At 43.4% G+C, this 15,927-nt stretch carries 11 protein-coding genes; 5 read left to right on the top strand and 6 right to left on the bottom strand.

Annotation, left to right across the window (positions count from 1 at the left end; all coding sequences use genetic code 11):
* Positions 1–680: 680 nt before the first annotated feature.
* Both HMPREF3034_RS05705 and HMPREF3034_RS05710 read right to left on the bottom strand, forming a co-directional pair.
* Positions 681–1,517, bottom strand: a complete 837-nt coding sequence (locus HMPREF3034_RS05705) for a bifunctional metallophosphatase/5'-nucleotidase (protein ID WP_062433931.1) — start codon at positions 1,515–1,517, stop codon at positions 681–683.
* A 39-nt stretch (positions 1,518–1,556) separates the two neighbouring features.
* On the bottom strand, positions 1,557–2,321 hold the full coding sequence (locus tag HMPREF3034_RS05710) for a 5'-nucleotidase C-terminal domain-containing protein (protein WP_052052896.1): 765 nt from the start codon (positions 2,319–2,321) through the stop codon (positions 1,557–1,559).
* A 920-nt stretch (positions 2,322–3,241) separates the two neighbouring features.
* Here HMPREF3034_RS05710 and HMPREF3034_RS05715 point away from each other — a divergent pair.
* From HMPREF3034_RS05715 to rplS, 3 genes are all read left to right on the top strand, one after another.
* Positions 3,242–6,289 (top strand): SusC/RagA family TonB-linked outer membrane protein, encoded by a 3,048-nt coding sequence (locus tag HMPREF3034_RS05715; protein WP_052052756.1) that lies wholly within the window; start codon positions 3,242–3,244, stop codon positions 6,287–6,289.
* A 12-nt stretch (positions 6,290–6,301) separates the two neighbouring features.
* Complete coding sequence (locus tag HMPREF3034_RS05720; protein WP_062433934.1) at positions 6,302–7,852, top strand: RagB/SusD family nutrient uptake outer membrane protein; 1,551 nt, start codon at positions 6,302–6,304, stop codon at positions 7,850–7,852.
* Positions 7,853–8,042: 190 nt separating this feature from the next.
* Complete coding sequence (rplS, locus tag HMPREF3034_RS05725) at positions 8,043–8,408, top strand: 50S ribosomal protein L19 (protein WP_036896348.1); 366 nt, start codon at positions 8,043–8,045, stop codon at positions 8,406–8,408.
* 116 nt (positions 8,409–8,524) lie between these two features.
* Here the strand turns inward: rplS and HMPREF3034_RS05730 are convergent, their stop codons facing one another.
* Positions 8,525–8,803: a hypothetical protein gene (locus HMPREF3034_RS05730; protein WP_036896347.1), complete on the bottom strand. Its 279-nt coding sequence runs from the start codon at positions 8,801–8,803 to the stop codon at positions 8,525–8,527.
* A gap of 222 nt (positions 8,804–9,025) precedes the next feature.
* On the opposite strand from HMPREF3034_RS05730, the gene HMPREF3034_RS05735 reads away from it, so the two are divergent.
* Entirely contained in the window at positions 9,026–9,868 is an 843-nt protein-coding gene (locus HMPREF3034_RS05735) for a DUF3737 family protein (RefSeq protein WP_062433998.1), read from the top strand.
* A gap of 12 nt (positions 9,869–9,880) precedes the next feature.
* A complete protein-coding gene (locus HMPREF3034_RS05740) occupies positions 9,881–11,029 on the top strand; it encodes a MalY/PatB family protein (RefSeq protein ID WP_062433937.1) in 1,149 nt (382 codons plus the stop codon).
* Between the two features lie 37 nt (positions 11,030–11,066).
* Here the strand turns inward: HMPREF3034_RS05740 and HMPREF3034_RS05745 are convergent, their stop codons facing one another.
* The 3 genes from HMPREF3034_RS05745 to HMPREF3034_RS05755 all read right to left on the bottom strand — a co-directional run bounded on the left by HMPREF3034_RS05745 (position 11,067) and on the right by HMPREF3034_RS05755 (position 15,599).
* On the bottom strand, positions 11,067–11,846 hold the full coding sequence (locus HMPREF3034_RS05745; protein WP_036896344.1) for a FecR family protein: 780 nt from the start codon (positions 11,844–11,846) through the stop codon (positions 11,067–11,069).
* A 78-nt stretch (positions 11,847–11,924) separates the two neighbouring features.
* The gene (locus HMPREF3034_RS05750) at positions 11,925–12,920 is read right to left on the bottom strand and encodes a DUF4249 domain-containing protein (protein WP_036896340.1); all 996 of its coding nucleotides are present in this window, start codon (positions 12,918–12,920) and stop codon (positions 11,925–11,927) included.
* Positions 12,921–12,923: 3 nt separating this feature from the next.
* Positions 12,924–15,599, bottom strand: a complete 2,676-nt coding sequence (locus HMPREF3034_RS05755; protein WP_062433943.1) for a carboxypeptidase-like regulatory domain-containing protein — start codon at positions 15,597–15,599, stop codon at positions 12,924–12,926.
* Positions 15,600–15,927: the final 328 nt, after the last annotated feature.

Consider the following 15,927-nt stretch of genomic DNA (forward strand, 5'->3'; position numbering starts at 1 on the left):
GAGGAAAGGTACGAAGTCTGCCTTTCGGGCTTGCTGCGATGGGCAGGCGTGTACTTTTTCCTACGGCTTTGTCAGACAAGTCGGAGGTAGACGGGTGAGGGATTTATCACCACCTGAATAGCTCCGACGACAAACAATGCGGCTTTTACAACCGCTTCCAAGAAAAGGAAAAACATCGAAAAAGAAAAATCTGAAAAATTGTCTTGCTGAAATCCATACCTTAGAAAGTATAGCCGGTACACAGAAAAGTGGCAGGAAGCAGATTTGCCGAAATCCTTTTCGACAGGCAGCTCCCTGCCTCTTTTCGTCGGTCATGCTAAAGGCAGGAATGTGTTATGCCCGATAGCGAAGTTTGCGAAGACAGAGGGGATAACTTATTTCTGCCGAAGATGAGAAGGATTTCAGCAAGACAATTAAACCATCGAAATGACAACAGAAAAGTCTGCCCGATAAGAAAAAATAAGTTTTTCTTTGGTCGGACAGCACATTTTATTTATCTTTGCATCAATAACAAGAGTTGTTTGAAACGACAGCAAATCAAGGAAGTCCGGGGAATTTGAGTAGTAACCAAATCGTAACCCTTTTCCTTTTTCCAATTTTATAAGTACTTATAATCAAAGAGTTATAAAGAATCGACTCTTTTAGCCATTAAAACGTTCCTTATAATTTGCCTAGTATCTTTATTTCTTCTGTAAATCCAGTGTCATTTTCCCCACGAATATGGCGTTTTTGCCATTTTGGTCTACTGGAACCTGCCTGCCATCTAAGTCGGTGACGTAGCGCAGCGCTTGGAAATAGGTGTGTGAATGACCACCCAATACCAAGTCGATGCCACGTGATGCGGCTATCAACTTTTGATCGTTCATATCGCTTTCGTCCCATCCCAGATGCGAGATAAGTATTACTACGTCACACTTCTTTTCTTCTTTGAGTAGCTTCGTCATGCGGTTGGCCACTTCGATAGGGTCGAGATATTTCACGCCTACAAAGTTTTTAGTAGCTACCAGTCCCTCCATCTTCGGGTCAAGTGCAAAGATTCCTATTTTGACACCTTGTCTTTTTAGCACTATATAGGGCTTCGTGAGTCCCTCGACTGGTGTTCCTGTGAAATCGTAGTTAGAACAAATGATGGGGAAGTTAGCCATCTTGAAGAGACGAGCCATGTTTTCCAGTCCGAAGTCGAACTCATGATTGCCCACTGTCGAAGCGTCGTAGTGCATGCGATTCATGAGTTCTATCTCTACATCGCCCTTGAAAAGGGTGTAGTAAGGCGACCCTTGCGAGAAGTCTCCGCTATCTAATAGCAGTAGTTTGGGATCTTTTTTGCGTTCCTGTTCTATCATGGTGAGACGGCGAAGGAATCCACCTCTGCCGGCTTGCATGGTGTCAGCCAAATTGATACTGAGCGGTTCTATGCAGCTATGTGTGTCGTTGGTGTGGAGTATGGTGAGCTGTTTCTGTGCACCGACGGCCAGTGTAGACAGGCAGAGTGCGATGCTGATGATATATCGTTTCATGATTGTATGGTCTTAAACTTTTCAGAATGGGTAGTTATATTACTTCAAAACGACAATGCGTCCTTCTACATTGCTGTCTACTACCTTGCCTTCGGCTTGCATCTCCTTGAAATAATTCATGATGATGAAGCGTGTATCGTTTTCTTTAGACTGCGGAGATAGCAAATCAGTACCACGTTTGAGGGCCGTCATATGGTCATTGCCTTGCGCCAAATAGTCGATGGTGGCAATGCGATATTGCTTATTCGGATCGATAGGTTGGCCGTTGAGGGTGACGCTTACGAGTTTACGGTCTTTGATTTGCATAGTCACGCCCTTGCTGACCCCCTCTCCGCCGACGGAGGCGATGTTACTGAAGAGTTCCATGAGGGCCTCGCCCGACAAGGTAATAAAGCATATTTTGTTCTCAAAGGGTGCTATTCTCACCACGTCGCCTACGGTGATGTTACCTTTAGACAGTCCCGCGCGGATGCCCCCCATATTATAAAGCCCCATGACGGGATGCTCGTTGAAATCCTTTCCGCCCCAAACCATGATGTCGGCCAAGAGATTTGATAACGTACTTTCGGGTCGACGGGCAAACATGGGCTTTGCCAGTGTACCCACCACCGGTTTCATGATGCTGTCTATTTGTTGTTTATAAGGTTTTAGGAACGCGGCAGCTTCTGCGTCTTGTGGTTGGTCGTATCGCTTGTCAATAATGATACGGGTACGCTGAATGCCTGTTAGTTGATAGTGGGAGTGGCAAGATACCATCATCATTCCGACCAGTGCCACGCCCAATCCTGTGTATTTATGTTTCATAAATAAGTTACTGTTATACGATACAAATTTACATAAAAATCGCGATATATAAGCCAGTGGAAATAAAAAACGGGAAATAAATTCCCGAATCGCCTTCCCATTTGACGTGCACAAAGATAGGAATAAAATACGATAATAATGATTTCTCATCTTTATTTCATTTTCCGAATCTAGTAAGACTTCCCTTCTCACCAACACTTTATATAGAGATTGGGCAAAGAGGGGGAGCCTTTCAGGCTCGGTCATGTTCGGCTTCTTTTACCGTAAGCCTAAAGGCATACGGTAATTCATGGGTTGTCCTTCAGACAGAAAAGCTCTTATATCACGACTTATAAAGTCTGTTTGTACTTGGAAATAGTTTATGTCTTTCTTTAAACTAGTCTCTTTCTCCTTCAACTTACAAACTTATTAAGTCATAAACTTGCAAACTTAATCTGCTGCACGGGCTTGGCAGCGATGCTGCCTCAACTTTTCAGCAATGTTGCAAAGGCGAGACAGCATTGTTGCCAAGCCCGTGCAGCAGATTCAGAGTGAGGAGTTAAGAGTGAGAAGTGGGGAGTTAGTAATGGTGAATAGTGAGGATTTTGTGATTATCAGTCTTTGTTTCGAGATGGGGAATGGGCTAAAATGCGGATTTATTGTTTAAATTTTCTGTGTTATTTTGAATAACGTAAGTAAAAAAACAGTATATTTGCATCAGATATAACTATTTGTGCTATGAGGACGGAAAGCCAAATAATCTATGCCGATAAACAAAAACGATGACTTATTTCTAGCCAGCTATGACTATAACATGTCATGGGGAATATGTCGGATACATGGTTGTTTCTTCCCTTTTGAAATGCATATAGTAGTGAATAAGGATGTTATTAACTGTTAGGAATCAACCTATACTTATATATTAACAAAACTGTATTAACATGAAAAAGACAAAAAGATCCAAGATCGGCCTGTTTGGAGGCATTGTACTTGCTATCGGAGTCTCAGCAACACCTGCTCATGTCTATGCTGTAACAGATGTTTCACCTGCAGCCAGTGTACAACAACAGAACTCGCAACGTGTAGTTGGGGTTGTGAAAGACCACAAAGGCGAACCTATTATCGGTGCCGTGGTTACCTCGGCCGGGCGAAAAGCGGGAGCTGTGACAGATGTTGATGGGCACTTTACCATTAATGTGTCACCCGGAAGCGAACTCCATGTGTCGTGTATCGGTTTCAAACCGGCTGTTGTTCGTGTGAAGGGAGATACTAACCAATACAATATTGTGTTGGAAGAGGACAACAAGGCTCTGGACGAAGTGGTGGTAGTAGGTTACGGAACACAGAAAAAGGTAAACCTGACCGGTTCTGTTGCGTCTATCAGTTCAGATAAATTGGCCAATCGTGTGGGTAGTGATGTCACCAATATGTTGACAGGTTTGATGCCCGGTGTGACGGTCATACAGAATAGCAGCATGCCGGGGGCCGACCAAGGAATCATGCGTGTGCGCGGATTGGGCACTATGGGCGATGCCAGTGCGATGGTAATCGTCGACGGAGTAGAAAGTAGTATGAGCAGTGTCAACCCCAATGATATTGAGAATATATCGGTATTGAAAGACGCTGCAGCCTCGGCTATCTACGGTGTTCGTGCTGCTAATGGTGTAGTACTTATCACGACGAAGCGCGGAAGCAAAGGTCGTACGAACGTAAGTTACGACGGTTACGTGGGATGGCAGCAAGCTACGCGCATGCCCAAGTATCTAGACTCTTACAATTATGCTACCCTTATGAATGAGGCATATACGAACGATGGCGTGCCGGCACCTTTCTCTAACGAAGATTTGCAGAAATTTAGAGATGGAACTTCACCCGATACGCATCCCAACTCGGACTGGTTGGATGCTTTACTCTCGCGTAGCGGTTTCTTCCACAATCACCATGTGAGTATCAAAGGTGGTGGTGAGAAAGTGACTTACTCGTTAGCGCTGAACTATTATGACAAGCAAGGACTTGTAGAAAATACCAACTTCAAGAAGTTCAACGTGCGTACGAACATCGATGCACAGATTAATAAACGTGTGAAGTTGACTACCGACCTTGCCATGTATCGCAGTCGGTCTACGCAACCGGCCGATGGTATGGACAACTTGATGCATTATGCGTTCCGCGAAACACCTACTACGCCTATCCAACTCAGCAATGGTAACTACCCATTGTTCAAAAACGAGCATAATTCTGTGGCTTATTCAAGGATTGGTGGTACTGATGAGGCAATCAATACCAACTTCCAAGGAAGCTTGGGATTACAAGTAGACATCATCGATGGATTGAAATTGCGAGGCTTGGCAGCTTCTACGGTGAGCCTGCTCGACAATCCTATACATACTAACTCGATGAGTTTCTATGAAGCCGGCCGGGAAACGCCTATCAAGGTGACGCAAAGTAAGCAGGCAGAAAGCGATACCAAAGCATACGAAATCAATTTACAGGCCTATCTGGACTACCATAAGTCGTTTGGTAAGCACGACATAGGTGCGCTTTTGGGTTACTCACAACTCTATCAACAGACGCGTCTTTTAGGAGCTTCGCGTAAGAATCTGTCTAACTCACTTAGCCAGCTTAATGCCGGAGAAGTGACTGGACAGACAACTACCGGTACCGAAGTGGAATATGCACTTCGCTCTGTATTCGGTCGTCTGACTTATGCTTATGATAACCGTTATCTATTCGAAGCAAACCTTAGAGACGACGGAACATCGCGCTTCCCCAAGAATAAACGTTTCGGTGTATTCCCCTCTTTCTCTGTAGGATGGCGTATCTCAGAAGAGAAATTCTTCAAAGTCGACTGGGTAGACAACTTGAAATTGCGTCTGTCTTGGGGACTTTTGGGTAATCAAGAGACCATCGACGTGAATGGAGTAGTTAATAACTATCCTTTCCAGAATACTTATGTGTACGGTTACGATTATAGTTTCAATAACAAACTCTACACAGGTATCTCTATTGCCAGCCCAATGGCTAATAACAATATTACTTGGGAAAAGACCGAACAGTGGAACGTTGGTTTTGATGCTACACTGTTTAGAAACCGCTTAACGTTCTCGGCCGATTTCTTCCGCAAGGAGACTCGCGATATATTGTTGCAACTTCCTATTCCCTATATTACAGGTGTAGGTGCACCGATGCAGAATGCCGGAACCGTACTCAATACCGGTTTTGAATTGCAGTTGGGCCACAACAACCACATTGGTGATTGGAACTACTCGCTGAATGCCAACTTCAGCTACGTACACAATAAGATAACCGACCTCAAGGGGGGCGATACTCCCGGACAATCTGTAGGCGATCCGTTGTGGGCTTACTATGGATACGAGTGTGATGGTATCTTCCGTAGTGCTGACGAGATAACAAAACACCCTGCACAGACAATGGGTACACCTGTTCCCGGCGATTTGAAGTATCGTGATTTGAATGATGATAAGACTGTAGATAGTCGCGACCGCCGTGTGCTGGGTTCGTATTTCCCCAAGATTGGTTTTGGTCTTAACTTCGCAGTACAATATCGTAACTTCGATTTGAATGCCGTATTCCAAGGCTCTGCAGCCGTTAAGGGACTTCCGGTGAGCGAGATTCGCTATGCTTTCTACAATGGTGGAAAGGTGACCGATAAGTATTTGGATCGTTGGACCAAGGATAATCCCAATGGTTCGATGCCTCGCTTGTCGATGAAAGACTCTAAGAACCGTGTCACTTCTAGCTTCTGGGTACAGGATGCATCCTATCTTAAGATGAGAAATTTGCAAGTAGGATACAGCTGTCCGAAGTCTTTTATCTCTAAGTTCGGTATCAGTCGCCTACGTATCTATTGCAGTATTGACAATCTCTTTACGCTCTCCGGCTTCGATAGTGTCGATCCGGAAATGGTATCGGGTAACTATTATCCGTTGACACGCAATTATTCATTCGGTCTCAACATAAACTTCTAAATTTTGAACAGTATGAAAATCAAACAATATATTCCACTGTTGGCTGCCGGCTTATTGCTGTTTGCATCGTGCAACGACAGTTTTCTAGAGCGTACTCCGAAAGATCGCCAGTCAGATGCATCGTTTTGGAAAGACGGCAATGATGCCCAAAGCTATGTTAATGGTATCTATCTCTACTTGGTACAGCCTGAGAACCACACCATCATGACCGATTGCTATACCGATAATGCTGTTCCGGTGCATGTGGGAGCAGAGCAGGGAGCACTCTCGGCAGGTACTTCTACATCGAGTAATCCGCACTTCCTCCAATTATGGAACGATGCTTATCAAGGTATTCGTCGCTGTTTGGTGTACAAAGAGAAGATAACCGATGTCCAGATGAACGACAAAGACAAAGCACAACTCACAGCAGAAGTGCAATTCTTGGAGGCATTCTTCTATTCTACCTTATTAAAATATATGGGTGGTGTGCCTGTTTTGGATCATCCTTTGGCACTCAATGAGACGATGCCTGCAAGGAAGACGGCTGAGGAGACCTATGATTATATCGTAGGATTACTTGACAAAGCTGCTCCCAATCTGCCTATGAAGCGTGCTGTTGTAGACCATGGTAAACCCAGCGCCGGTGCTTGTTATGCCTTAAAAGCGCGTGTGGCTTTCTATGCCCATAAGTATGATGTAGCGGAAGAAGCTGCTGCCAAGGTGATGGCCTCAAAGCAATTCAAACTCTACGATAATTATGGTGACCTTTTTCAACCGGTAGCTGAGACCTGCGATGAAATACTCTTCGATCGCGAATATATCGAGAATCCGAAGAATTCTAAGGAAGGTAGCAAGATAGGATTGTTCTTTGCACCTATCATGATGGGTGGTTGGGAAGCTCTTTCGCCCACTCAAGATATGGTAGATGCTTATCCTTGTACCGATGGAAAGTCTATCAAGGAGTCGCCACTCTATAATCCGGCTAAGCCTTTTGAGAATCGTGACCCACGATTGGCTTTCTCTATTCTTTGGAAAGGGGCACAGATAGCAGGTAAAGCCTATGATATTAAGCAATTGGGCGATGGTAGTCATACCCGTACAGGATATTGTATGCGTAAATATATGAATCCGGAGAATGATGGTATCAATAATTATGACTGGACCAACTTTATCTATATACGTTATGCTGAAGTGCTGCTTACCTTTGCAGAGGCTCGTAATGAACGTCTCGGAGCACCCGATCAGCAGGTATATGATGCCGTGAATGAAGTTCGTCAGCGTCCGAGTGTTAATCTACCGGCATTGCCTGCAGGGCTTAACAAAGACCAAATGCGTACAGCCATTCGACTGGAACGCAGACTGGAATTGGCCTTTGAAGGTATCCATCTCTTCGATACGCGTAGCTATAAGACTACTGAGAAAGAAGTGACAAAGCCTGTCATGGGCGTGGATGATAGTGGAAAGCCATTCCAAGTAGAAGTTCGCAAGTTTAATCCAAACCGTGATTACTTGTGGGCAATCCCTCTGAAGGAAATCGATTTGGGCAAAGGTGTATTGAAACAGAATCCCAATTGGGATTAAATCCATAGGAAGGAATGTTGGCAAAAAAGTACAGTGAGATATTCCAATGACGTCAAGAATTATGTAATAACATTTGGCATATCGTGGAAAAAGCTGTAACTTTGCACCGATTTTCGGCGTAACCGCTGGTGACAGAAGAGTTGTCGCGCACGTTGCGTTGGAGCAACAAACATTTTTTTAATACAACAAAATGGATTTAATAAAGGTTGCTGAGGAAGCATTTGCTACCGGTAAGCAGTTCCCATCGTTCAAAGCCGGTGATACAATCACTGTAGCTTACAGAATCGTCGAGGGTACAAAAGAGCGTATTCAGCTCTATCGTGGTGTGGTAATCAAAATATCCGGCCATGGTGACAAGAAGCGTTTCACTGTTCGTAAGATGTCTGGTACCATAGGAGTAGAGCGTATCTTCCCTATTGAGTCGCCTGCTATAGACAGCATCGAAGTGAACAAGCGTGGTAAAGTACGTCGTGCTAAACTGTACTATCTGCGTGCACTTACCGGTAAGAAAGCTCGTATCAAGGAGAAGAGAACTCTTGTTGCTACAGCAGAATAATTCATTCCATCCGATAAGGATAGTAAAAAAAGAGGTTCAGCCCATTGCGGTGCTGAACCTCTTTTTGGTTATTGGGGGGATGAGAGTAGTCGTACTAATTGGCCTTTATAGACTAATTATTTGTTATTAGTGTTTTCTTCCTCATCCTTAAATGTTGTACGTAGGGTGTTCCAATCGTCAAAACCCGCAAGCAAGGCAAGGCGGTCAAGGACTTCAGGAGACGGTTTCTCTATCCCCTTGACGTATTTCCAGAGCTTACGGAGCGATGCTGACTTCAGATGTATGTGATGTTTGGAAAAATATTTCGATAGTTTTTCGAAATCTACTTGTATCGTTTCTCTTGCATTCAGCTTGGCTTGGACTTCTTTCCAGATAATCTTAATATCTTTTCCCATATCTCATAACAAAACAAATAACTTATTAAGTGTTTCTATTATTTGTTTGCAAAGGTATGAAAAACTTCATGAGTGCCATCTTAAAGCAATGAATATTTCTTGTGTGAGGGATGATATGATGTTCTTGATGTGGCGTCAAGTAATATTGATAGTTAAATCTGTAAATTGTTTAATTGCCGTTTACGATATTCTCTTTACCTTTGCAAAAGATACAAGATGAAGATGGAAATAATAAAAGATAAAAAGTTTGGGGGCGAGCGCCCTCTCTTTGGAGCACACGATGTGCGTTTGGAAAATATTGAAATAACGGACGGTGAGTCGGGTATAAAATGCTGTCGAAATTTGGAATGTGACCATTCTGCATTCTATGGCAAATATCCTTGGTGGCATGTAGACGGCAGTCTGATAACCAACTGCTACTTTGCGCCGGAGAGCCGGTCGGCTATTTGGTACAGCACAGATATGGTAATGAAAGATAGTGTGATTGATGGACCGAAGTTTTTTCGTGAGATGAAGAACCTTACATTGGAGAATGTGAAAATCAATGATGCTGATGAAACTTTCTGGAAAGTTGATGGTTTGACAATAAAAAATGTATCTTTGCATGAGGGGACTTATCCTTTCATGTTCAGCAAGAATATCTATGTGGATGGATTGGAGAGCGATGCAAAATATGTTTTCCAATATTGTGAGAATGTAGAAGTGCATCATGCTAAGATTACCACGAAGGATGCGTTTTGGGAATGTGACCATGTGACCATCTATGATAGTGAACTTGACGGTGAGTACTTGGCTTGGCATAGCAATCATGTGCGCTTGGTAAACTGCCATATTAGTGGAGAACAACCGCTATGTTACGTGGAAAACCTCGTGTTGGAGAACTGTACATTTGATGCAGCATGCGACCGTGCCTTTGAAGACTCGGATATTCAAGCCGATATTCGTGGTACGATAACCAACATCAAGAACCCTCGTACCGGTCGTATTGTGGCCGATGAGATTAGCAGTGTGACTTACGACGAATTCGTGAAAGCACCAAATAACTGCGAAATAGTAAAACGATAAATTTATAATAACATGTTTGACTTTGATAAACTAATAGACCGTCGTAATTCCAATTGTATTAAATGGGATTTAGTGAAAGACACTGATGTCATCCCAATGTGGGTGGCCGATATGGATTTTGAAGCTGCTCCTTGTATCAAGGAAGCATTGATGAAGCGTGTAGAACATGGCGTTTTCGGTTATACACTAGTGCCCGAAAGCTATTATGAGGCTGTGCAGGGGTGGTTTGCGCGTCGTCATGGATTTACGATTGAGCGCGACTGGATGCTCTATACATCGGGAGTAGTACCCGGAATTGCCTGTGTTCTCAAGGCATTGACGATGCCGGGAGAAAATGTTTTAGTTCAAACACCGGTATATAATTGCTTCTTCTCGTGTATCAAAAATGCCGGGTGTAATGTCTTGGAGAATAGATTGGTACGCCGAGATGATACCTATGAGATAGATTTTGAGGATTTTGAAGCGAAGTGTGCCGATGAGAAGACGACGGTATTCTTGCTTTGTAATCCTCATAATCCGGGTGGACGTGTATGGCGGAAAGAGGAATTAGAACGCATGAACGATATCTGTTTGCGCCATGGGGTGCGTGTGGTGTGTGATGAAATACACTGTGAATTCGTGATGCCGGGCTATCAATATACTCCGTTTGCGACTGTATCGGAGGCTTGCTTAAAGAATGTGGTAACGCTGAATGCGCCTTCTAAGGCTTTCAATATTGCAGGTTTGCAGATTTCTAATATCATTTGTGAGAATGCAGAGGTACGTCGTCGTATCGACAGAGCTATCAATATCAATGAAGTTTGCGATGTTAATCCGTTTGGAGTGGTGGCTCTTGAAACTGCTTATCGGGAGGGTGAGCCGTGGATTGATGAATTGAATGTTTACTTAAGAGATAACTACAAAGCACTAAGGGCATTCATTGTAGAACACAAACCGGAATGGACAGTGATGCGACAAGAGGGCACTTACGTGGTATGGGTAGATGTTTCGGCTATGGGAAAGCCTGTCGCTGAATTGGAAGAATGGTGGCTGAAAGAACGTAAAGTGTACGTCAATGCCGGTACACATTACGGTGATGTCGCCGGAGAAGGCTATATTCGTATAAATATAGCTTGTCCTCGGAGCAGGATGCTGGAAGGTTTGAGTCGACTATGTCGCTAAACTACTGTTACCATTCCGAGGACTAAGCGCGTGTGTATTATAATGAAAGGTTTATATCAAGTGTCTTATTGATAATCTCAATAATCTCATCTAGCTTCCCGGCATCAAAGTTTCCTGTGAGACGTTTATTGGTGTTGGGAGCTATAAGATGAGTTCCATAGTGGGCATTCAGGTCTTCCACCACCTCATTGATAGGGGTGTTATCGAAGTGGAAGCGATGGGTGGCCCAACTAACGTGGTTCTCGTCTTCGTCAGCAATGCGTACAGGGCGCTCATCTTTTTGTGATATGACGGCGCGCATACCCTTGGTTAGCATGATTCCATCGGCTTGACCTAGTGCAGTGAAAAGCACTTTCCCACTATTGACATATACTTCTGTATGTGCTGTCGTTTCGGCTATCTCAAACTTAGTACCCAATACTCGTACATGGCCTTGGCTACTTTCCACATCAAAAGGGCGCTGATTGTCATGCTTTACTTCAAAGTATATCTTGCCAGTCATGGTTACTTGTCGGCAGTTATCGCCTTTGTAAGAGAGTGTCGAGTGTGGTGATAGGGTCACATGTGTGCTGTCTGACAGCCAAAAACTTTGGGTCTCTGTCCGGGCAACCAATGTAGTTGTGGGCTGACGCAGCATCAAGTAGCTGCCAATAGAGAGCAAAATGAGGAATGATGCTACCATACTGACGATTCGTAAGGCTGTATGTTTCGGCTTTATACCGACGCTTGCACGAAATCTATGGATAGCTTTTCGGGTATCGAGCTTTCCTTCTTGATAATAATGCAGCACAAAGGCAGTTTCTTGTTTTTTGTCCATGATCAAATTACTATTTCATTCATATGACGTAAGAAAGTCTATTTCCCCCCATTCAAAATGCAAATAAAAAAACTTTTCTCAATATTCTAGTTCTACTTTCATCCAATCGCTCTCGCTCAGAGCGTAGCAACCAAGGACGCCAAAGCCCCCGCGGATGTTGGTAAAAGAGGGTTTCATCTGCGATAAACCATAGCGAGCAAGCTTGTTATTGGCTAATTCATTGATTGATTTGAGGAATTTATAATACTCCGGGGAAAGCTTGTAGAGGAATACCTTAAAGCTTCGACTGATGGGTACTTGGCTTGTCATGGCGGTTTGATAACTCAACACGTTGAGGCGTAGGGTATGGGTTAGTCCGTTGATATTGTGGTCGTTGAAGATGTAGAAGTTACGATAGAACATGTTGTTGAAGCCCAAACTGTTGTCAATATCGGATATATGGTTGAGCACAATTTCGTCTTTGGTATTGATGTCAGCCCAGAAATAGGCGGAATCTAAATCTTGTAGATTCTCATACGAGTCGTTTTTGGGTGCTATATCCTTTACTAGAATGCGCACGGCATAGTAGTCTGCAGTAGCTTCGGGGTCGGTAAAGTGGGCTTGTATTTGGTAGTATGTATCCTTGATGTTATCTTCTCCGATGCGTGTGACGTATATAGTATTGTCGGATATAATCGGAATAGCTTGTGGAATGGAACCTTGCGATTCTACGTTAGGGAGACTGTCGGTTGATACACTCAAGTTGATGAGATCTCCGGTTTGCTGTTTCCCCGTGGTATAGTACATACCATTCTCTTTCTTGTAAACTTTGCGTGGCATGCCATTGACACTATATTGTATGTTGGCTTCCCTTACCTCAGAGGCTGATATAGACCGTTTTGTACCTACAGGAATGCTCTTCCATAGTTGTATATAGGTGGTGTCGGCCGTAGAAGGGAATACATAGGCTACTAATTTGTTGTTAGTATCGGTAGAAACAATATTGAAATCATCTTGACATGCCACCGTACTGAACGCCAACAAGCATATGATACAGAGGATGAAAGTATGTTGTATGAATCTTCTTAGTCTCATTTTTTAGAACTTATAAGTGTAACTTATTGATGGAATGATGGGTATAAAGCCTTTTGCCTGAGCTGTAAACTTACCTTCTTTGTTCACTTTGATTTGTACGTAAAGTGGGTTTAGGTGACAATATACATTATAAAGACTGACGTTCCATATACGTTCGTGTTTCTTCTTGGTAAGTTTATGGAAGTCGAATCCTACATCCAAGCGATGGTAGAGTGGCAACGATTGGTTGTGGGGACGGTCGTAGATATAGCCAAAGCTAGCTATATTATCGCCCAGATTCAAATAGTATTGCACGATTCCGTCGTCAATATTTGCGGGCACTTCCGGCAAATTAGCATACTGTGTAGGGATACTTACGCGATTACCACTGTGTAAAGTCCAAGCTGCAAAGCAATAGATGTTGCGTGCTAGATGGTATCTGCCACTGATATTGAATTTATGTCGGTTGTCGAATTTGTCGTAATACCATCCCGGATAGAACTCTTTAAATTTGCGTTTATTCCATGAAAGCGTGTAAGCTGCGTCTATCTTGAGGTCTTTGGTCTTATATCCGAGGTCGACCGAGATGCCGTAATAGCGTCCTTTTCCTTGCATGATGTCTTTGTCCCAACTAGCTGCCGGCGGTTCCAGTCCCATCCAATTAGCATATTGTACTAGATTGTGCGAAGACTTATAGTATGCTTCAAGCGAGGCTGTCCAGTTATGTCCAAGCTGCGTATATACTCCTGTGGCAACCTGATACGACCGCATTGGTCTTAGCGAACGAGTTGTCGGCACCCAGTAATCAGTCGGCATGTCAAGATAGGTATTGGAAAGTTTGTGAACGAATTGGGTCATGGATGTCCATGAAAGTTTCATGGAGAGATGGTTGTTTACCTGATATTTGATAGCTAAACGAGGATCAATATTGAAGTAATTCTTACCCACAATACCGAAAAGGTCTAAATGTATGCCGGCATTGAGGCTTAGATGGTTGTTGAAAGTCATCTCATCTTCGATGTAAGCATTCCGTTCCATAGCGTGCAAACGGTTGTGGCTAGTGGTTCTAACGCTATCCAGTTCGTTCTCGTTATAGCCATAGTAATCCAGTCGTCTGTAGGTTTGGGGATGGAATGTATGGTAGGTAAGGTCGTTACCAAAGCGTATATGGTGGGTTGGGTTCGGTCTGTAATCGAACTCAGTACGGTATCCTAAGTCGTAGATAGTAGATTTGTAGCCATGCTCTGTGTGCGAAATATCGGCCGTAGTATGGTCTAAGAAGTATATTCTATCATCGTCGCTATAGGTGTAGTTCGACCTGTTATAAGAGTAAATACCAATGAAATTGGCGAAAAGTTTGTGCGAAAATTGGTATCGCCAAGCCACTGTGGCGTTGAAATTCCCCCATGTTAATTTCGATTTACTGATTTCCCGATCCCATTCGGTCAATATGGCTGAAGCCACATTGTTGTCTAATCGTAGCATATCGCGCCCCGAATAGAGGCTCAATGCCAATTTGCTTCGGTCGTTAAACTTATGTGTAACCTTCGCATTGACGTCATGGAAGATATAGTTGACAGTGGTCTTTTTGAATTCTTTACTATGACTGATAATCGAAGAGATAGGCTTGGAGAGCAGGTCTATCCATGAACGTCGGATGCCAATATTGAATGAAGTCTTGCCTTTCTTGATAGGTCCTTCGAGTTGGAACCGTCCGTCTATCAGTCCGATAGAGGCAGCTCCGTGTATTTGTTCCATATTTCCTTCGTTGGTACGGACGTCGATAACCGATGACAGTCGGCCACCGTAGCGTGCCGGAAAGCCGCTTTTATAGAAGTCTACATTGTTTACTATGTTTGTATTGAAGGCCGAGAAGATACCTAATGTGTGGTTTGAATGGTAGAGTGGGCTGCTATCCAGCAGGAATAGATTCTCATCATTGTTGCCACCATGTACGTAAAGTCCGGAGGCAATCTCTACACCTTCGGCCACACCGGAGAGTCTTTGTAATGTCTTTACCACATCGGGCGAACTGAGTAGTGAGAACTCTGTCTGTAGATCTTTGCGTCCAAACGAACGTTTACCTGTCTGTGTGGTCAGCAAAGGTGAGTTCAAATCGCCCGTGACAACAATCTCCGAGAGGTGTGTATTCTCCTTGAGAATGATAGAACAATTGTGGTTGCGCTTGAGTTCAAAGCTTCTTATTTCATCAGAGAACCCTATGTAAGAAATGCGAATCGTATGTTGCCCACTTGGCAGTGTGAGACTATAGAAGCCGTATTCATTGGTCATGGTGCCTGCACCTGTATCTTTATCGTAGATGGTTGCATTGATAAGCACTTCTCCATGTTCGTCGTGTACGTATCCACTAATTGTATATAGGGTAGGTGGTTTGGGCTGGTTTTTGACGACTTGTAACTCTTTGGCTGTCAGTATTACGTATTGTCCTTGTATCGACCAAGCTATATGGGTATTGCCAAAGAGTTGTGTTAAAGCTTCAGAGAGTGTCAAGCCTTTTATAGAAGCCCCATTGTAAGCTTGATTGATGGGTAGTGAAGAGTCATAAATGAAGTGTACATGCCTATCTTTCTCAATGAGAGCCATTTGTTGTTTGATAGAGGTTAGATCTTTTCCAAGACTCTCCATCGAAACAAAACAAATAAGTGCTATTGTTATATATATGGTATGAATGAACTTCATTCTACAAAAATACGCAAAAGTTTGCGTATTTCTTATTCCATCAAATCTTTTTCTTAGAAAACATGAACAGAGAGGAGAGACTTTAAATCGTGTGAGTTGGCGTGTTTACCGCCATCGTAAAGTTGAGTGTCTAAATGTGTGTCCGTTATATGAAAGTATATTGCTCTCCTTCTGTTTCATGCATATATATGTCCAGTTGAGATTTCATGGCTAGCCGGGAATGTCTTTATTCCCTTGGTTGTCAATCACTTTACTGTCTTGTAGAGAGAGATTCTACTCGTTAATTCATCTATATGACGAGAAAAAATAAAATCCCCCTATCCGCTTA

Source organism: Prevotella sp. DNF00663, assembly GCF_001553265.1.
GTDB lineage: Bacteria > Bacteroidota > Bacteroidia > Bacteroidales > Bacteroidaceae > Prevotella.